This window comes from Caulobacter sp. S45 (genome assembly GCF_009765965.1).
Classification (GTDB): Bacteria; Pseudomonadota; Alphaproteobacteria; order Caulobacterales; family Caulobacteraceae; genus CAHJWH01.
Genome location: NZ_LMUL01000017.1, coordinates 415,465 through 433,811 on the forward strand (window position 1 = coordinate 415,465; position 18,347 = coordinate 433,811).

15 protein-coding genes are annotated in these 18,347 nt (G+C 63.0%); 6 read left to right on the plus strand and 9 right to left on the minus strand.

Features of this window, described 5'->3' with window-relative positions; genetic code table 11:
* Positions 1 to 472: HEPN domain-containing protein (locus GSQ87_RS21790; RefSeq protein WP_158918691.1), on the plus strand; the 472-nt coding region annotated here is incomplete at its 5' end.
* A gap of 453 nt (positions 473 to 925) precedes the next feature.
* Here the strand turns inward: GSQ87_RS21790 and GSQ87_RS21795 are convergent.
* The 3 genes from GSQ87_RS21795 to GSQ87_RS21805 are packed head-to-tail and all read right to left on the minus strand — an operon-like array spanning position 926 to position 5,013.
* Positions 926 to 1,672, minus strand: coding sequence for a hypothetical protein (locus GSQ87_RS21795; RefSeq protein WP_158918693.1), 747 nt, complete (start codon positions 1,670 to 1,672; stop codon positions 926 to 928).
* Positions 1,672 to 3,912: a Mov34/MPN/PAD-1 family protein gene (locus GSQ87_RS21800; RefSeq protein ID WP_158918695.1), complete on the minus strand. Its 2,241-nt coding sequence runs from the start codon at positions 3,910 to 3,912 to the stop codon at positions 1,672 to 1,674. Before GSQ87_RS21800 ends, GSQ87_RS21795 begins: the two co-directional genes overlap by 1 nt.
* Positions 3,913 to 3,915: 3 nt before the next feature.
* Positions 3,916 to 5,013 (minus strand): metallohydrolase, encoded by a 1,098-nt coding sequence (locus tag GSQ87_RS21805; protein ID WP_254063196.1) that lies wholly within the window; start codon positions 5,011 to 5,013, stop codon positions 3,916 to 3,918.
* A gap of 416 nt (positions 5,014 to 5,429) precedes the next feature.
* On the opposite strand from GSQ87_RS21805, the gene GSQ87_RS21810 reads away from it, so the two are divergent.
* From GSQ87_RS21810 to GSQ87_RS21830, 5 genes are all read left to right on the plus strand, one after another.
* The gene (locus tag GSQ87_RS21810; RefSeq protein ID WP_158918698.1) at positions 5,430 to 5,993 is read left to right on the plus strand and encodes a hypothetical protein; all 564 of its coding nucleotides are present in this window, start codon (positions 5,430 to 5,432) and stop codon (positions 5,991 to 5,993) included.
* Positions 5,990 to 6,424, plus strand: coding sequence for a hypothetical protein (locus GSQ87_RS21815; protein WP_158918700.1), 435 nt, complete (start codon positions 5,990 to 5,992; stop codon positions 6,422 to 6,424). The genes GSQ87_RS21810 and GSQ87_RS21815 overlap by 4 nt, the downstream gene beginning before the upstream one ends.
* Before the next feature lie 26 nt (positions 6,425 to 6,450).
* Positions 6,451 to 7,185 (plus strand): ImmA/IrrE family metallo-endopeptidase, encoded by a 735-nt coding sequence (locus GSQ87_RS21820; protein ID WP_216839520.1) that lies wholly within the window; start codon positions 6,451 to 6,453, stop codon positions 7,183 to 7,185.
* Between the two features lie 209 nt (positions 7,186 to 7,394).
* Entirely contained in the window at positions 7,395 to 11,021 is a 3,627-nt protein-coding gene (locus GSQ87_RS21825; RefSeq protein WP_158918704.1) for a DEAD/DEAH box helicase, read from the plus strand.
* Positions 11,022 to 11,051: 30 nt separating this feature from the next.
* Complete coding sequence (locus GSQ87_RS21830; RefSeq protein ID WP_158918706.1) at positions 11,052 to 11,759, plus strand: hypothetical protein; 708 nt, start codon at positions 11,052 to 11,054, stop codon at positions 11,757 to 11,759.
* A 107-nt stretch (positions 11,760 to 11,866) separates the two neighbouring features.
* Here GSQ87_RS21830 and GSQ87_RS21835 read toward each other — a convergent pair whose 3' ends face one another.
* The 6 genes from GSQ87_RS21835 to GSQ87_RS21860 form a co-directional block, all read right to left on the minus strand.
* Complete coding sequence (locus GSQ87_RS21835; protein ID WP_158918708.1) at positions 11,867 to 12,487, minus strand: hypothetical protein; 621 nt, start codon at positions 12,485 to 12,487, stop codon at positions 11,867 to 11,869.
* A complete protein-coding gene (locus GSQ87_RS21840) occupies positions 12,484 to 13,437 on the minus strand; it encodes an MvdC/MvdD family ATP grasp protein (RefSeq protein ID WP_158918710.1) in 954 nt (317 codons plus the stop codon). The genes GSQ87_RS21835 and GSQ87_RS21840 overlap by 4 nt, the downstream gene beginning before the upstream one ends.
* A complete protein-coding gene (locus tag GSQ87_RS21845; protein WP_158918712.1) occupies positions 13,434 to 13,844 on the minus strand; it encodes a hypothetical protein in 411 nt (136 codons plus the stop codon). Before GSQ87_RS21845 ends, GSQ87_RS21840 begins: the two co-directional genes overlap by 4 nt.
* A 537-nt stretch (positions 13,845 to 14,381) precedes the next feature.
* Positions 14,382 to 15,413: an IS110 family transposase gene (locus GSQ87_RS21850; RefSeq protein ID WP_158918714.1), complete on the minus strand. Its 1,032-nt coding sequence runs from the start codon at positions 15,411 to 15,413 to the stop codon at positions 14,382 to 14,384.
* Positions 15,414 to 15,490: 77 nt separating this feature from the next.
* Positions 15,491 to 15,616: a histidine kinase gene (locus GSQ87_RS21855; RefSeq protein WP_216839521.1), complete on the minus strand. Its 126-nt coding sequence runs from the start codon at positions 15,614 to 15,616 to the stop codon at positions 15,491 to 15,493.
* Between the two features lie 107 nt (positions 15,617 to 15,723).
* Positions 15,724 to 18,276: an ATP-binding protein gene (locus GSQ87_RS21860; protein ID WP_158918716.1), complete on the minus strand. Its 2,553-nt coding sequence runs from the start codon at positions 18,274 to 18,276 to the stop codon at positions 15,724 to 15,726.
* Positions 18,277 to 18,347 lie beyond the last annotated feature (71 nt).

The following is an 18,347-nucleotide window of genomic DNA, read 5'->3' on the forward strand; positions in this document are numbered from 1 at the left end:
TCCCCAGCCGCTGACGCCCTCGCACGCGTTGGAGGAGGCTGAGCAGCATTTCGAGGAAGGGATTGGAAGCGCCGACGATTTTCTAGAACAAGCCCGTCATGCGGTGACGCGGGACCGTCCGAAAATCGCAGCATTTGAACTCCACCAATCCGTGGAACGTTTATACCAATGCACCTTACTTGTGCTAACGCTCTATTCCCCCAAATCTCATAACCTTGTCCGTCTGCGGAAACTCAGCGAGGCGTTAGATGTCCGCCTGGCTGTGGTCTGGCCGGCCGAGAGCAAGTTCGAACGTCGATGCTTCGAGTTGCTCCGCGCCGCCTACGTCAAGGGGCGCTACTCGCGGCACTATAAGGTGAGTGATGAGGAGCTGGTTTGGCTGCAGGAGCGGGTGGAGATCCTGATGGGCGTGGTCCGCGAGATTTGCCAGGAGCGGTTGCAGGCCTTGCGCGACGAAAGCTCGCGCGATTAGGCGCGGGCCTTTCTCCAATTTTAGTGCTCGTTACCCGAACGAAACGCCATGTGGAGCCTGCTCATTCATTGGCGCGGATTCTCCAAATGGTTGGCGCTACTCGCTGTTTGCAGCTTATCCGCAGCGGCAAATCATGGCTCATAGCTGCCGGTGGGTATGTCCGCTTGTCGGCATGTGGAGGTGCCGAGGTGTGGAGCGGCAGCTTGACCGGCAGCAGCGGACATTAGGTGTCCGGACCGACACCGCAAGCGGACAGGGCCGGAGTGGCCATTAGTGGGTGTTCAGAGCGTCCGATACAGGCAATGCTCCGCGAAGTGCTGCGGACTAAAGGGTTTTTCGTGGATGTTGGAGGGCGACATCCGGCTGTGGGTGTCTGACGGTGAGAACCATAATGCTATGGTCTAAAATCAGCTGGCACTGTGTAAGACGGTATTAGACGAACCAAATCGTGTATTACCTTCGTTTGCTTTTGTTCGTCTGACGCTGCGGAATTTCATCACACGCGGCTAATAAGCGCTCTCCGAAACTGCGTGAGGCGTCGGCCACAAACGCCGGCCGAACCGCAAGGAGCCAAGCGGCCATCACACCAATTAGACCAACCTCCGCCGCCGCGCCTATCCAGTAGCGCGTGTCGACGGCTGCCCAGCGAACTACAACAGCGGTGGTGTTGATGGCCAGCGCCACCGCCAGCACCGTCAGGGCGATTGGCTTGAGGGCGAACAGATTGCGGCGATAGCCGTAGGCGATGTTCTCTTCGGCCAGAAGGTGAAAGCGCTCCTTGTCGCGGGTCTCCGCCAGGAGCCAGGTCACGCAAGCCTTGTAGGGCGCCGGGCCAGTCGCCGCTTCCTCGGCGGCAGTAGGAAGCGTCAGCCCCTGCGTGGCCAGGAACTTGTGGTAACGCGCCTTGGTCATCGGGTCGATCACGCCGTCGGCGTGGCTGAGCAGAGTGGCGCTGCTGTCGGGGCCCAGGTCCGGTCGCTTGGCTTGCAGCTTGCGGCCGCGTTGGCGGGCGATCTGCGCCATCAGCACGGTCACCCCGCAGGTGACCAGCAAGGCCGACAGGCCGCCCAGCGCCGTCCAGACCTCCGGCAGCCAGGCCGCCGGCAGCACCAGCAGCGGCAGCACGCAGAAGAGCGCTGGTTTGAGCCGGGCGTTGACCTCATAGCGGTCAGGGCCGGGCATCCGGAAGGGTTTGGCCATCAAGCTGTATCCTCATGCAAGACCTCGGGCGTCGCCGCGATGATCGCACGCAGGCCGTCGGCGCCATGGATCAGAAAAGCCATCGGTCTCGGCTCCACCAATCCCACCAAGGCGGCAGAGGTCTTGTCGCGCCCCGACGGCGTCGCGGCGCCCAGGTGGCTGTGCCAAGTGCCGACGCAGACTATGGCGGACTGGGTTTCTTCAGCGATGGAGACCAGGGTCTCTCGCAGGCCTTGGGTCCCGAGCACGAATTCGGTTCGACTATGGGTGCTGTCAGGCGGCGCGGGTAAAACGCTTGTGACGTAGATCTGGCGGGCTAGCATCGACACCGAGCCCATCAACACTCCGCCGGTTTCGACTCGCGGATAGTCCGCAACCTCGGCGATGATCGCTGCGAATGCCCGCTCGGAGACGCTTATCGTCCAGCCTTCCAGCCCCTCTAACGGCGCTCGGCGGCAGGGCGGTGCGGGCAGGACATCATGTCGAAGGCCGAGGCCATTGCGTTCCAGAAAGTCGATCTGACCTTCGGGGCCGACGGCGGCGAGGCCGGCAACCAACTCGCTCATTGGCGCGGCCAGGGCCGAGATCGCCGCGTCGCTCACCTGCATCGTCAAGGAGGCGCAGCCCTGGCCGATGGTCACCGTCCCGAGATCGCCATCGCCGCCGAACAATCGCTTGCCGAGGTCAGCGCGCGCGCGCGCCACCTCGTAGACTTCGCCCAACAGCTCGGCGGTGTTGGGATTGCGAGCTTCGCCCTCACGTGTGACGACGCCGAGGCTGGCCTTATCGAAGAGGATGGCTTCCACCACTCGCGGCGTGCCCTCGGCAGGTTGTTGGGCCAGATCCTCCCGCGCCACCGTTGAGGCGGTGGCGTTGATCAGCCAAGCCGGCGCACCCGGCGTGGCGCGCAGGTCCGTGAGCAGCGCCCGCTGATCGCCGTCGATTATCTTAGTCAGCTGGCCCAGGCCTTGGATGGCCGTGGCCATCGCCTCGGCCTTTGGTCCCCCCCAACTAAGCTGCATGAACCGTGGCTGCGGATAGAGGGCGTGGCGGGCGGCGTTGTGAGCGCGAAGCACGCTGGTGTCGGCGCAGACGGTAGGCGCCGCCCCCGAACGGGCCCGGTGCAAGGCAATCTTACTTCCGAGGCTGCCGCATCCCAACAGGACCCAGGGCGCAGCCGGGGCTGCGCCCGACATACGTGCCAGAAGCGATGCCGAGGTACGCTCGTAGTTCGCCAATTGGCTGACCTTGGGGTTCGGCACCTTTTTGGCGCCGGCCAGATCGAGCGGCACGAGATAGCTGCAGAGCTCGATCGGGCTATCTTCGCCGATGAGGTTTAGCGGTCGGCGGACCAGAAGCACCACCGGCAGGGGGATCACGTCGCCCGCATCGCCGGCGCGGCCTAACTTACGGATCGTCTCCAGGCCTGAGCGGACGAAATCGTCCAGCCGGAGTGCTTTGGTCCGCGCCATCAAGCCGTCGAAATCGTTGACCGCATCCGGGGCGTAGGAGTCGCAGACTACCGGGCCGCCCGACGGCGCCCGGCCGGCCCAGACCACCAGGGCGACGCCAAAGCCGTGACCCCACCCATCCTTGTCCGCCTCGGACTCGAAGGTGGCGAGCTTGGCCGTGATCGGCTTCTCAGCTTCGCCGAAATAGGCTGGCGTGTCGTCGACCCCGCCGCGCTTCCACAGGTAGCGCGTGTCGAGGAGCTTGAAGCCGCCAGCTGGCGTCGCTAGGGCGCGAACCGCCGAGGCATCGCAGACCAGCATGTCGGAGAGGTCGTCCCGGCGAGTCGGCTCCCAACCCTGGGACTGGTCGATCAAGCGGCCTACCGCTGCCCGAATGAGCCAGCGCACCGTCTGGTCGATCAGCCGGTAGTAGCCCTGGGCGGCGACGAACTCGCTGATCTTGCCGTCCACCAAGCACGGCGCTACACGCCCCTCGGCACCCAGCCAGGGCTGGATGTGCGGGTGGTTGCGGCTGAAGTCTTGCCGAAACGAGACCCGCGCCGCTACCCTGGGGAAGTTAGGTCCAAAATCGAGGCGAATCTCCTCGACAGGCCGGACCCCGGTTGGGCTGGTGCCCTCGGCCTCCCAGCGCGACCCGAGCCGCAGGTTGAGGCCAAAGGTTACGTGGGCGCAATGAGCCCCGAACACCGGCGCCTGCAGGTCCTCGACGTCCGGGTGGGCCGCGATCTCGTGGATCGCCAGGAGGACCGCGGCCTTGTCGATCGCCATGGCTCAGCCGTGGCCGACGCGCGCAGCGCCGATCAAAGCCGGCGCACTGACAACAGCGGCTGCTTTGGCCGCCCGCGTCAGGCCGCCGGCCTTGATGTCATAGGCCAGGGGTTCGGGGCCGCCGTCGCCGACACAGACGAATTCGCCGACTACATCCTTAGCGATCGCTTGATACTCGCGCTTGGCGCGGATGCAGGGCGGATCGTCCTTGTCGTTCTTGATTGTCTTGGAGCTGGCCACCAGCTTGGCGCCCTTGCGGGCCTGAGCCAGGGCGCTCCGGGCGTCGGGGCTGACCTTGGCGTCCTCGCCCTTTTGACTCCAGCTGTCCCAGGACAGGCTGTGCCAGGAACAGTGATGGGGCGTCTGCAGCAGGTCGTAGGCCAGCTTGTCCTTCTTGCCCCTGTAGCGCTCCCAGATTTTCTCCCAGATCAGCACCTCGGCGTCGCCGCCAGTCAGGAGCTGGCAGGCGTCGGCCACGCCGCCCGCGCCGATCTTGATCCGGCAGACGACGCTGGAGTTGTTCTTGCTGAGGTCCTCGTCCTCATCATCGTCGCTGGCCTTCAGCGGCGCGATCAACAGGCCCTCGAGGCCGGCGTCATAGGCGCCGTTGATCTTGGTCCAAGTGGCGTCGGTCTTGACCAAGATTGCGCCGAGGTCGTCGGTCTTGCCGTCGATGTCTTCACCCATCAACAGGATGCGGTCGCCGTCGCCGAGCCAGCTGTTGATGCGGAACTTTTCGACGCGGCGACGGGCCTCCGCCGACCACGCCTTGGCGTCGTCGCCTAGGACGTGGGACTTGGAAGCGCGCCGAAACACCAGCGGCGACGACCACATCTCACGGACGACGATCTTGCCAGCCGACTTGCTATAATCGGCTAGGGGGCCGGTGTGGAAGTGGGTTTTGAAACCGCAGATGTGGTCCTTATCCGGATGCGAGTTCAACATGGCATCGACATATGGACGGCCGTCGCCGTCCTTCTTCAGCCGGTCTTTCAACTGGCTCGCCACGTCGGGCGTTTCGTCGTCCGGATCGTCAGCGCTCTTGCGGATGTGACAGTCAATCAGTAGCGTCTTGCCGCTCTCGAATGTCACAAGAGTCATGTCTCCGTTATCGACGCGGAAAAATTCAACTTTGGCAGTCATTAGGGCTCTCCAATCATATGAAGTTTCGCCGATGCTGCAAAAGGTCTTTGCCTCCGCAGATCGGCCTGAGGCCGCGCCAAGCGAACTCTAGCGATCGTCGCAATCGACGAGCGAGGCGGACAACCTTCCGGCGGAAAGGGGGCATTGCCGTAGCTGTTGCGGCTCCGTCCAGACATTGAAATCAATTTCATCTACGATTGGGGGTTGCGCCAATTGCGATTTCCGCCTTCGATTGAGTGTGATCGGCTCTCAGAGATGAAGGCTGGCCAGAGGGCAGGGCTCGGACATCCGGCCCAAAAATTTTCTCGGTCTTGTCCGAGGTGGCGACTTCGCCAGCCTTATGACGTGGGGGCCGTACAAGGACGGCGGGGTTAATGACGGCGGCGCTTGATATCGAGGAGGTGCGGGACGCGGTCGCGGCGCTCACGACCGCGGATCGCCTCAGGCTCCAAAGAATCGGCGCGACCTACGGGGTTAGTGTCGGCCTTGAAGGCATGGACTTGGTAAACGAGGCAATCAGCCGGGCGCTGAGCGGCGCGCGGGCTTGTCCCAAGGATGTGCCTCTAATCATCTTTCTTAGGAATGTCATGCGCAGCATTGCGTCGTCAGAACGAGCGAAGGTGATGGAGGAGCCGATGTTGGAAAGCATAACACACGGCCTCGATGACCGCTCGGCAGTTCTAGATCGACCGTCCAGTGGTCGGAACGCCGAAGAGAGGGTTCTAGCGCAGGAGGACGCGGCAGGCCGCCTGAAGGCGCTGGAGCAGCTTTTCGTCGACGACGAAGACGCTCAGCTCGTCCTCATGGGGGACCTAGACGAAATGCCGGCAGCTGACATCCGAGCGATGAACAGCTGGAGTGAACAAGACTACGCATCGGTACGTCGACGAATGCGGCGGAAGCTGTCTGTTGCATATCCGAACGGTTGGGTTCCATGACCCGCAAGCCTGAAAAAAAGCCAAATCTGTTCCAATTCGCTGACGCGCTGGTGGACGATTTAATGGCGTTGTCCGATGAGGAATTGCTAGAAGAATTTCGTAAGGGTGGTGCCGATCCGGACGCTTTAGCGAAGCAGATTCGCGAAAATATTGATCTTAAAATCGCGATTGACAATAAAGCGCGTCTCGCGAAGGCTCGCGATGAGCTGAACATTATGCGCGCCGCTCGTGCTGGCTCCGGGATAGCCAGTTTATCGATGGCCCGGAAGCAACAGATTTTGGGGCAGTTCGCCGCAAATGATGGCCAATTGCGACAGCGGTTGACCATGGCGGCGCGAAAGGGCGAAGGCGCATCAGAACGGGAGGTTGATGACATTTTACGCGACCTTCTTGACTTGGGTGCCATCGACGATGAGGGCAACCCACGTTGAGAGGGCTAACGCCAGCGGAGAAGCTGTTGCAAAGCCTAGGCATCACATCGCCGAACGAAATCGATGTGGAGGCCATTGCTTGGGACGCCGGTGCCGAAGTCCGCTTTGCAGAGCTGGATAGCTGCGAGGCGCGGATCATCGGCTATGGCGACCGAGCTATTATCACCGTCGACCAGCGGTCGATACCAACGAGGAAACGGTTCTCAGTGGCACACGAGCTTGGCCATTGGAAATTTCACCGCGGGCGATCTTTTGTATGTCGCAAGGAAGACATCGGAAACCAAGCGCGCGGTCCCGCGGATCCTGAGCGTGTCGCCGACGCCTATGCAGCGGACCTGCTCTTGCCAGGCTATCTATTCGCTCCTCTCGCCTCTAAGACAAAGAGAGCCACCTTTGAGGCTGTCGACAACATCAGGGCAGAATTTCAGACAAGCAGGACCGCGACGGCATTGAGGATGGTGGACTACGGCCCCGAGCCGGCCATGCTCATTTGCCATAGCCCACAGCGGCGCATCTGGTTCAAGCGTGGACGCTACGTTCCTGACCGTTGGTTTCCACGCGACGAGCTGGACGCCGAGTCTCCTGCCTTCGAAGTCCTGCACGGTCGAGCTGACCGAACACCCCGCAGCTTGGTAGGTGCTGATGCCTGGTTTGATCGCCGGGGCGCCGATCAGTTTGAGGTCTTCGAACAGACCGTCCGGACGGCATCCGGGGGCTCGCTTACCCTGCTCACCTTCAAGTCCGCCGAGATGCTGGACTAGATAGGCTTGGCCACGTGGCGACGTGGCTCTTCCCGAGCCGCAGTCGACCGCCGCCGTGAAGCGGCACCCCAACCCGGAGGCCGAGCGTATATCTTGAAAATTTCACAACTGAGCCGACGGGTTGAGCTTAGCGTCAGCCCGACATATGCCGTGTGCACATTCAACTTCACGCTGTAGCGATTGAATTGATCGCTTAAGGGGGGCGGTCCATGGCGCATCCACCCATTCCATTCGGCGATCTCGACAGCCTCCTCGGCACGAATAACGTTGGCCGAGTTGTTTTCGACATCCCGGAGGCCGCTCGCGAGGATGTGGCAGCGGCTTACCACCAGCGCATCGCCGCTCTCGGCCAATACCGCTTCTGGATGGAGGGTGCGGAAGTCTATCGGCCGCCGGTGGGCCTTCGCGCCCCACAGCGCCGCGCTGTCGCCTTCGTCCAGGCCTATCTCGCCGCCCGCGCCACGCCCCAGGCCGGCGTCGAGCGAGAGGCGGCGCTGATCAAGATGCCGACCGGAACCGGCAAGACCGGCGTGATCGCCGCGCTCGCCTGCGCCGCTGAACGCCCCTTCAAGACCTTGGTTCTCACGCCGCGTAAGGCCCTGGTGCGGCAGATGGCGCGCGATCTTTCCATCCGGTTCTGGCGCAACCTCAAGGCCGCCTACACCACTGAGGGCCTCCACGAAGGTCTTGACGACGATGGGTTAGAGGCGCTCGGCCGCCAGCAGCGCGGCAAGACCAACCCTGTCCGCATCCTGACCGCGGACCAGTACGAGACGATCTGGCAGGAGCGCCTGCGCGAGCGCCAGATCTGGGTCGGCACCTTCAACGCCCTGCACCGCCTGCTGCACATCGAGCCCCCGGCCCATCGTGACTTCTACGGTCGTGAGGCGCAGGCGGCGGCCACGAGCCTGTCGACCCTCGACGAGGAGACGGACGCCGACACCACCGAGGAGTTCCGCGACCTGATCCGCAGCGTCGACCTGGTGATCGTCGACGAAGGCCACCATGAACCCGCCTACTCCTGGGCGCAGGCGGTCCGCCGGCTTGGCAAGCCCACCGTGGTGTTCTCGGCGACGCCCTACCGCAATGACTACAAATACTTCCAACTGACGGGCCGGTTCGTGTTCAACTTCTCGTGGGATGAGGCGGTGCGCGAGCAGCTGATCCGGGACGTTGAGGTCCTGCCGCCGAGCGGCGCCGCCCAGGTTCGCCTCAATCCGGGAGAGCGGTACGGCGCCGCGCAGTTCGTCCAGGAGTTCGCCGCCGACCTCGCGGCCCTGCCGGCCGGCAAGAAAGCCATCGTCCACGCTGGAAGCTTGCACGGGCTGAAGACGATCCAGCGGGAGTTCCTGCGCCAGACAGGTGAACGCACCGTCCTTATCCATGATCGCATCAAGGGCGGCGAGAAGGAGAATCCGCGCGATCTGCGCAGCCCCGCGTTGGAGCCACTGAAGGCGTTTCGATTCGCCGAGGTCTATCTGGCCGCTAAAGATCCCGACGCCCAGGGGGCGCGGGTCTGGCTGCACCAGTGGAAGTTGTTGGAAGGCATCGACGATCCCGCCTTCGTGGAGATCTGGCTGTACGATGGCTTTGGGGCCGCCCGCCAGTTAATCCAGCAGGTCGGGCGCGCCATCCGCCGACCCGACCTCACCGACCCGAGCGGCGCCCGCGCCATCGTGCGGGGCTCAAGCCAGCGCCTCGATCGTTTCGAGGAGGCGCCCAGTGTCGGCGAGCTTACCCACCGCCGGTGGGACGCCTATTTGCAGTTCGAGCGCTATGCCGAGGAGCGGCCGGATATCGCCTTCTCCGCCGAGACGCAGCTCCTGCCGATCCTGAAGCGTGCCTCGCCCAGGGTGCAGTATGTCGCGGGGGAGTTTCGGGGCGCCCACTGGCTGGAGCAGACGCCGACCATGGAGGCGTTCGTGCTGCCGCGACGCGGAGTCGTGTGCCGTCTGCTGGACGCCGATCCTGACGATGACCAGCCGATCGATGACGCCTTCCTCGATCGCTTGCAGGCCCAGGCTCTGGAAGCCGTGCAGCTTGAGGACCGCTTCGACATCGCGGTGGTTAAACCCACCGCGGCGGGCGCGCCCTTCGACGATGTGCGCATGGTGCGCTACCTAATCTGGCGCAACTCGCCGTTGCTGCGCGCGCATCAGATCCCCGAATGGCGCCTGGGCGTCCTAATCATGGTCCGCGCGGGCCGCTACGTCGTCATGCTGGACACCGAAGGCAACTGCCTGGACTACCATCGGCTTGGCCTTGCGGCACCGGAGGCCGTGGAGCTTCGGCGGCTGTTCGCCAAGGCGGCGGATGGCGAAGCGAACCGGGTTCGCATCGTCGAAACCACCGCGCGCGGACTCGACATCAGCGAGCTGGGTCTGCGGTCGATCAGCGTCCGCCGCCAAGCCCTGGACGCCAGCTATTTCGATCTGGCCGAAGCCAGCCAGACCCCGACGTCGATCGAAGGCTATAGCCCGCTCGGCGGGGAGACCGCGCGCCGCCGGCTGTCCTTGTCGCGGGCCAGCGTCGCGGACGCCACGAGCCAGCCGCTGTCAGTCAAGGCCTACGCCCGATGGGTGCAGGATCTGACGGCAGTGATGGCGGACGAGACCATCGTCCCGCACGACTATTTCGATCGCTTCGCCAAGGAAGTCACCGCGCTTTCTCCCGACGCAGCCGCCCCGCGATCGATCCTGCTGGACGTGCAGGACCTCTTGCCCGAGCCCGGCTCGGTACGCGATGTCGGCTGGGACCGCGATGCCCTGAACGCGATATTGAAGGCTGACACCTGCCTGGAGATCACCGACGAGGAAGACGAGGACACGGGCAAACACACCTACAGCTTCACCTTCGACGGCCACCGGGTGGAGATCGCCTACAACTACCGCAACGGCATCCCCGCCTGGGGCCGTTACGCCTTGAAGTCCGAAACGCTCAACGAGGAGGTCACGCGGACCGACGCGAATGATGTGGATGGTGCCCCGGAAACAGAGGCGGAGGTGGACGGCTTCGGCCAAAAGCTCTCCCCCTCGCTCACGCGGCTGATCAATGGCGAACAGGCCTTCCAGATCATCACCAGCGAAGACGGCGTGGTCTATTCGCATGGCCACTTCTATCGGCCGGACCTCGGCGAAAACCTTCTCGGGTTGCTCGAGGGGTATGCGCCTGTGCGCGTCGCGATCAGCGAGAAGGGCGACACTCGCCTGGAAGACGCCGCGGACTGGCCAATCAAGACCCTGTTTGGACAGGTCCGCGCCTGGGGCACCGCAAAGGGCCTGAAGAGCGACACCATCGGCGCCGACATCGCCGCGTGTGATACGTTGATCTGCGACGACAGCACCTCGGAGACTGCGGACTTCTATGGGATCGACACCCGGCGCAAGCGCGTGCTGGTCGTCCATGCCAAGGCCGAGAAGGTCAGGAACCCGACCGCCTCGGCGCGCAAGCTCCAGGAGGTGGCGCGCCAGGCGCTAACCAGCCTTGCCCTGACCGGGTCGGCGCGACAGACCTTCCCGTTGCCGGACACCTGGGCGGATGCCTGGAGCGTCACCCTGAGCGCGGCCCAGGATGCGGTCATCACCTATCCGCGGCTGTGGAAGGCGCCGCAGGGCGGGATCGCCGAGGCCCACCAGCGCCTGCGCCAGGCCCTGGCCGATCCGCACTACACGACCGAGATCGTGGTGCTGAGCTCCGGCTTGCTCAGCCAGCGCGCGGCTGAGACGGCCTTCCAACGCCGAAACCTCGCGGACCTGCAATTCCTCTACTATCTCGCCTCGGTCCGATCGGCGTTTGACCGCGCCGGCGTCCGCCTGCGCGTGATCTGCAATCCCTAGATCGTCCTCACCGCCAGCCTCGAGGTCCCCATGCCTGCCTCCTCCCTGCAAGACCTGAAGACCCAACTGGCCGATCCTCACATCGCCTCAAAATTCACCCAGGCGTTCGCGGCCCGCTATTTCAGCGTAGCGCTCGGCGTCTTGCCGAAGGGCGAAGTCGACCAGCTAGTGTTCGATTGCCTGGTGGAGGTCGGCCTGATCGATCCCGAGGGCCCGATCTTCGCGATCACCCGCGCCCTGAACGTCCAGCCGGCTAAGGCCAAGGGGCTGCTGTTCCAGCATCAGATCCGCGAGCCGCTGGCCTACGCCGACCTCGACCGAAGGATCCTTATGGCGCTAGGTAAGGCCCGCTTCAGCGTCGACGAACAGCGTCTTGCGTTCGGGGTCGAGTCGCCCCTGGTGCGGGCGGCGATCCAGGCCCGGCTGAAGGCGCTGAACATCTTCCCTGACATCTCGCTGAGCGGCGAGATCCTGCGCGTGCCGGTCTCCGATCTCGGCGAGTTTCTGACCAGCTTCCTCGGCCCGGAGGACATCAAGCGGATCAAGGCCCGGCTGCAGAAGCATGGCGACCTGCCCAAAGGCAAGCTGGTCCAACTGATCGATGAGGGCGGCAAGAAGGCGCTTGAGGAAGGCGGCAAGGAAGCGTTTAAGGCCGCGCTGCCGCACTTGATCGACTTCCTGGCCAGCGCGGCGACCACCGCCGCGCCGGCGCTGATCCTGAAACTGATGGGCGGTTAAAGCCCGTCGGCGAGCTCGAATTCGCCATCGGTAAAAGGAGGGATAAGCGTCAAGCGGGCGAGCCCAATGTCCGAAAGCTGCCGCTAAGCCAATTTCCGCTAGGGGGGTTAGTGTGCCAACTTCCAAAGAACGGCGACCGGGTCCCATGCTGTTCGCACTACGATTGCGATGAGGAAAACGGCCACAGCCCTCAAACCAAATGCATGCGTCATTTTGATAAAACTGATTTTTTCGTTCACAACGCGCCGCTCATAGCGCACGCAAGCTAGAATGCCTTTGACAAGATCTGTTTTGCGGGCAGGCGTAGCCCAGATTTCGATGAGATCATTGACGTCTAGCCTATGCGAAATCGCAACTCTGAGCGTCCGGAAGGCCCAAATGGCGCCACCGAATAGGTACGACGCTGCGGCAGCGAACAATGCGAGCGTCACGAGCGTCTTCGAAATATCCTTTGTAGGCCCAAGCGCCACTGGCGCAACTGCTGCCAGCAAAGTTATCAAAACACCTACGACCGTAAGATAACCGGTTGCGCGAGTATCGGCACCCTTTCGCCGTTCTCCCTCGGCATCGAACAGCCGCCGCGCCTCAGCCAATAGCACGTCGATGTCGTCATCGAATTTAGCGGATCGCACGGAGTCGAGGTCCTGTTGTAGCCTTTGCCCCTCGCGAACTAGATGCTCGTCGTCGGGCCGCTCCAGCACTGGCCAAATCCAATCCCAACGGCTCATCCCGATCGTTTCCGAAGAAGCTCATCAACGAGCGCAGCCGTAATCGGTTGACCCGTTCGGTTCTCGATCCAAGCCCATTGGCCGTTGGGATTGATTTCCAAAAACCAGAACCGGCCGTCCAGGGCCTGCACCAAGTCAATCGCCCCAAAGGTCAGGCCGAGCGACGCGACCAGGGCGCAGCATTGTTCCGCCAGGGACGGCGGGAGATCCATTGGTGCATGTGTCAGCTCCAGCCCATCGCCGCGCCTCCAATCGACCTCACTTTCAGTTCGATCTTGAGAATGGATTGCGGTGGTGAAAACGCGATCACCTATAACCGTCACTCTAACGTCAACTTTCTTCACGATCTCGCGCTGCAGGATGAATGGAGCTGCCGCGACGGCGGCTGCATCCCGAGCGATGGCTCGATCGACTCTAGATGTGAAGATCACCGCGTCTGAGCTTCCTTCAAGTAAAGCATGTCGCAGCGGCTTTCCTACCGAGGTGGGCCCGGCGATAAAGGCTTCTAGCTCGTCTGGATCGTTGGTGACGAGCGTTTCGGGAACCTCAAATCCCAAACTTCGCGCCAAAATAAGCTGGCGGGGTTTATCTTCAGCGAGCGCAATGGCAGCTGGGTCGTTAAGCCATAAATGACCGATTCGCCCGTAAAGAGTTTTCAAGATCGCAGCCCATTCGGCGGCACAGTATGCCCGCTCTGCGGGATCAGATATTGCGTTCGAAAGCTCAGGCCCCCCCGGACGGCGAAAGTAGGCGGCGGTAATCTCGTTACCGTGGATCGTTTCGTCGGCGCGCGTGAGCGACCAGTCGCTATCGGCCTCCATACCCAGCCGCACGGTCATCTGCGGCAATCTCTCGGTGTTAAGGCGCACGAAGGGCTCGCCCCGCCGATCAAGCTCTCGGACGAGGTAGTCAGTCGTCAGATCGCGCTCATTTGTGACGAGTAAAATCATTGAAAGCGGCGCGAGACCGCTTTCCCATCCTCCCAAACCTGTGGGCTTGTCAGCCCGAGTGTGAAGGTATGGTCCTCGCTTTCGACCTGTGCGTGCGTCTTAGTTGAAATCTCGGCCAAAGCGTTAGTCGAAGCATCAAGGTCATCGCCCTCGACGTTGACCTTGGTATGCGTGGTGGTACTCGCTAGTTGTAGCGGCGAGGTGTCTGTGTCATCCTGCTCCATCCGGACTGCAGTAGAAGTCGAGGTGCCGCCGACGGTCAGTTCCGTCTCAATGAGCGGCTGTACACCCTTGGAGGTATCGACAACCCAAACATTTAACGTTGGGTCATAGCGTCCGGGGATATGCGCGTCGCCAGTTCGCGGTACTGCATAGGCTGCTAAAAATGGGCTCACTCGGGCTTGCATAAAAGCGAATCTCCAAAATCGAAAGTCTAACATCGATTCGCGAGACGCGCTCCTAATGTGGGGCCAAACCGTATTCCCGTAATGTTGCGTTATGGGCGGGGAGCTCGCAGCAACTGTCGGTCGCCAACACGTATGAGGCAGTTCGGGGAACTCGCCGTTCGGGCATGTCCGCTTTGCGGAGACGAAGCGGAGTCTGTTTTGCCCTCGAATGCGGACGCCGCTAGCCGGCGAAAGGAGCTCAAGGCTTCGGCTTGAGAGTCGTGTTTTTGGAAGAAGGGTTGAATCCGCTTCTCTAATCGGGCAGCCAGGTCAAGCTCAGGTTTTCATCTCAGCCGGTAGGTCGCGCACGCGGGTCACGCTTCTCTTCGCAGTCTGGTGGTCCCTGTTGAGCGGGGCCGCTGCACGCATGCATCGGATCAGGGTCTGGGGAGCCTTGCTAAGGGACGCGCTCGAGGCGCAGCAGACATTTTCGGCTTCACCCATCCCGTCGTCCGCGTCGGACGTTCCGGCTAGGTCTGGGGTGGTGGTGCGGTCAGGTCATGTCGCCGCCTCCTGCGATCCCAGCCGGAAGTTGGAGCCGTCGGCCCACATGCGGTGGAGCACGACGGCGATCTTGCGGGCCACAGCGACGATGGCGCGGCGGCGACCCTTGGTTTTCATCAGCTTCACGCCCCAGGCCTTCAGGCTCGACCAGGCGATCGAGCGCATCAGCATGGCGTTGGCGGCCGCGTAAAGGGCGGCGCGCATGTCCCGGTCGCCAGCGTGGGAGATGCCGCCGGGGTTGTCCTTCTCGCCGGACTGGAAGCGCCGGGGCGTCAGGCCGAAGTGGGCGCCAACCGTCCGCGAGGTCTTGAACCGCGCGGGGTCGTCCACGGCGGCTTTGAAGCTGAGCGCGGTGATCTCACCCACGCCCGGCACGCCCATGAAGCGGCGGCAGACCGCGTCCTCGCGGGCCTTGCGCTTCACCCGCCTATCCAGCTCCAGGAAGGTGTCGAACAGCACCCCGCGAGCCTGCAGCATCGGCAGTAGGGCATGGCTCAGCGCCGGGTCGCTCTCGATGGTGTCCCGAACGGCCTCATTGAAGGCGCCCCTGGAGAGCCGCATCGGAAGCTTTACCCCGAACACCTTCAGCAGGCCCCTGATCTCGTTCTCCAGGTCAATGCACTTGCGCTGCATCACCTTGCGGCTGGTCAGCAGCGCACGAGTATGGTGCGCCTCGACGCTCTTCACGTGCACCCGGCTGTACCAACCCGCCCGGAGGATCTGGGCGATGCCGCGGGCGTCGTGCTTGTCGGTCTTGTTGCGCATGGCCGACAGCGCGGCGTTGACCTGCCGAGCTTCCATGCACACGATGTCGAACCCGGCCTCACGCAGGCCATAGGTGAGGTGCTGGGTCAGCGTGCCCGCCTCCAGGCCCACTTGGTGGATCGGCTGGCCGAACTCACGTAGGCAGCGGACCAGATCCGGCACCTCTGATGGCACGGACCGCTCCAGCTTCACCTTGCCGTCCTGGTCGATGATGCAGACGGCCACCGACCTCAGCGACACGTCCAGCGCAACGTAGAACATCTCGATCTCCCTTCACCTCGGCTCTGCCGAGACACTATGGGAGCTTGGCCCTCGCAGGGCCCGCCCGATTGCACATGCTAAGGGCGCGCTATGAGCTGTAGCCGCAGCACCAGCGCCCGCATGGGCTGCAGCAGGGTGTCGTGCAGTTCTCGCGCGATACGCTCACGCTCGGCCATGCGCATCCGGATGCGCCCGGCGACCACCTAAGTTCCCAAAATCTAAACCCATGTGCGAAGAAGGCGGCGCGAGGTGAACGTCTCAACTTACAGGCGGTTTATTGCTCGCCAGATGTCCATTCCCAGGCAACGAATTAGTCTTCGTCCTCCTCGGTGTTTGTCGGCGGCGAGTAGACCGTCACTTCTCGATGGATTTCTACACCATTAGCTTCCCCGACAATTAATGTGTCGCTGTCGCTTTCCACTCCGCCCCAGGCTTCGGCGATCAACGCCTCAATCACCCGGACCGGGGTTGCACTGACGCCTTGCGTTATGGCGGCGATCCAATCGCTCCGGTGGGTTTGGCTATAACGCCCGTTCGTGGTCTGGCCGACTTCGCCTTCGGCCTGGAAGTAGCGCTCGAAGTCGCGCTTGGTGACGTCGTCATCCTCCTCATGGGTGATTGAACCCTCGTGCAGCACAAGCCGATCTAGGGTCTGCAGCGCCGCCGAAAATTGGGCGGGCGTCATCCATTCCTCTTGCCAAAAGATGATTGGCAGGTCGGCGATCTGACCGCCGCAGGCCAGGATGATTGCGGCGGCCTTAGCCTTTTCCCCGTCGGGCACCTCAGCCTTGCTCAGGATAATCGCCTGCTCCGACGCCCAGGCGGCGAGAACAGGTGAGGGGACAACAGGCCGCGCCGCGTTCCGCGACGCCGTCGTCTCCACCCCGATCAAAATACCCGCGACCGAACTGATCTTGCTGGCGGCGAGCCCATCGACCGTCACTAGGCCCCTGGAGCTCCAGGCATTGCCCACATCTATTCGCGCGCGGCCATAAATCCTGCCCTCTTCGTCACGAAGTTCGGCAAGCTCTTCCCAAGGCCGCATCTTCGCCGACGCAGGTTTGCCGCCACCGTCGATCCGGCGCATCAGGGCGGCGGAACTGATCTCGATCCAGTCGCCGGCCTCCGTAGAGCCCTTGGTCTGCGTCTCTTCCAATACCTTGACGGTCACGTCGCAAGCCGGCGCAAGCGACGCTATCATGTCCTCAAGCTTGGCCACGCTCTCCTCGAAAGGCGTCTTGCGGTGAAGCAGCCCGTCCGGCTCGGTCGGCGTAAGTTTCAGGCGAACCTCGACTCGGGTACCGCCGTCCAGCGGAACCTCTTTGGGACTGGCGTCGCGCAGGTTCGGCCGCGAGGCGACGCCATTGCGGAACTCCAGCACCTTTGCCGAGCGCATATCGCGGTCGTAGCGGCGGGTGATGACACGGACCTGGTCGCCGAGCATGAAGACCGAGAAGAAACCGATGCCGTACTTGCCGCGAGCCTTCATGCCCGCCGCGGCTAGCCCCGGAAATTCCTGGATGGCAAGCGAGGATTTCCAGAAGGAATTGCCAAAATCGATCAGCGGCCCGGTCAGTACCAGCGGTGACATGCCTACACCGTTGTCTTCGAAGCAGAGCCAATAGCCGTCGGCGCGCTTTTGGAGCACGATCTGGAGTTCGCCCCATTTGCTAGGGCGGCCCTGCAGCCTGCGCCTAGCGGTGATCGCATCGAGGCCGTTCTGGATCAGCTCGCGAATGGGAGCAGCCACACCATCACCGTAGAGCTTGCTTCCGCCCAAGGTGGCGACGATGTTGGGCACATCGCTAACCCGCACGGTGCTGTCGACCGGCGTCCAGCCCACCGTTTCGACGTGCCTGGCCAACTCGCTGGGCGAATGAACGCCTTCGACGCGTCGCACCACGAGCGACGGCTTTTGGCGATCACGTAGGACACGATCGACATCGCGCAACTCGCGGTCGACTACCTGCAGGGCGTCGAAAGCCGTCCACCAAGCTTCGGCCAAATCCACCTCGAACGGCGGTTGGGCCGTGTAGACTAGCGCATCGCCCTGGACGAAGGGAGTCGCCATCCGCTCCTGGAATCTCCAGTGGTCCGCCGACACCCCCGTTGGCTGGGTCAATGCAAACTCGAAGGCCGGCGCGCGCCGCTGGTCCAGGTGCATGGCGTCGGCCACCCGCAGGAGGCAGGCGACCTTGAGGAGGTCGACCGTGCAGTTGGTAACGCCAGGTAAGGCCCCGAGCGTGCCGGCAAGGTCTTCCTCGACTTGGGCGACCGACCACCAGTGGCTGTAGGCGAGCTTGCCAATCTTCGGCCCATAAAACTTCCGTACCTGCGGGTCCTCGATGATGAACAGGGCTTCCTTGTCAGGCCCGACCCAGGACACCATCGGCAGGTTCTCGGCCTGCCGGGCGTGGAGCAGGCGCAGCGCATCGGCCGTCGCCCGATCCTCGGCCGTCTTCGCCGCGACACTGTTGTTAAGAGGCGCAGCGGCGGCGTAGCGTGCGTGCAGGTCGCGCCATTCGGTCTGCTGGCGCAGCTCCGATATCCCGCCGGGAAAGGCGGCCAGGGTCATCGCCGCGTCGTGCAACAGCACCGCGCCGCCGAACACGAAGGCTTCGGCCGGATTGAGTTCGAGGCTCTGGCCCGCGGCGATTGAGGCCATCTCCCACAGCGCGTCGAGATGGGTCACATCATGTACGGTCATGTACGGCAGGTCGACGGCGATCTTTGCGGCTAACTTGCTCGCGCGCTCGCGCATCTTGTCGTAGGCGCCGGCGAGCTTGGCCTGTTCTTCGGAAGTGGCGTCGCCGCGCGGCCGCTGGAACGCTGTTTCCCAAAGGATCGTCTGCTTGAAGGACATGCGCCACCCTTGAACGGCGATGCCTCTCGATCGCCAGCGGAGGGGCAGTCGATACATGAACGCACGCCTAA

Bases quoted from the DNA above. Each gene is read 5' to 3' on its own strand.
- GSQ87_RS21840 (WP_158918710.1), bottom strand. From the start codon at position 13,437: ATGATTTTACTCGTCACAAATGAGCGCGATCTGACGACTGACTACCTC.
- GSQ87_RS21845 (WP_158918712.1), bottom strand. From the start codon at position 13,844: ATGCAAGCCCGAGTGAGCCCATTTTTAGCAGCCTATGCAGTACCGCGA.
- GSQ87_RS21800 (WP_158918695.1), bottom strand. From the start codon at position 3,912: ATGGCGATCGACAAGGCCGCGGTCCTCCTGGCGATCCACGAGATCGCG.
- GSQ87_RS21825 (WP_158918704.1), top strand. From the start codon at position 7,395: ATGGCGCATCCACCCATTCCATTCGGCGATCTCGACAGCCTCCTCGGC.
- GSQ87_RS21850 (WP_158918714.1), bottom strand. From the start codon at position 15,413: ATGTTCTACGTTGCGCTGGACGTGTCGCTGAGGTCGGTGGCCGTCTGC.
- GSQ87_RS21810 (WP_158918698.1), top strand. From the start codon at position 5,430: ATGACGGCGGCGCTTGATATCGAGGAGGTGCGGGACGCGGTCGCGGCG.
- GSQ87_RS21835 (WP_158918708.1), bottom strand. From the start codon at position 12,487: ATGAGCCGTTGGGATTGGATTTGGCCAGTGCTGGAGCGGCCCGACGAC.
- GSQ87_RS21815 (WP_158918700.1), top strand. From the start codon at position 5,990: ATGACCCGCAAGCCTGAAAAAAAGCCAAATCTGTTCCAATTCGCTGAC.
- GSQ87_RS21830 (WP_158918706.1), top strand. From the start codon at position 11,052: ATGCCTGCCTCCTCCCTGCAAGACCTGAAGACCCAACTGGCCGATCCT.
- GSQ87_RS21860 (WP_158918716.1), bottom strand. From the start codon at position 18,276: ATGTCCTTCAAGCAGACGATCCTTTGGGAAACAGCGTTCCAGCGGCCG.
- GSQ87_RS21805 (WP_254063196.1), bottom strand. From the start codon at position 5,013: ATGACTCTTGTGACATTCGAGAGCGGCAAGACGCTACTGATTGACTGT.
- GSQ87_RS21795 (WP_158918693.1), bottom strand. From the start codon at position 1,672: ATGGCCAAACCCTTCCGGATGCCCGGCCCTGACCGCTATGAGGTCAAC.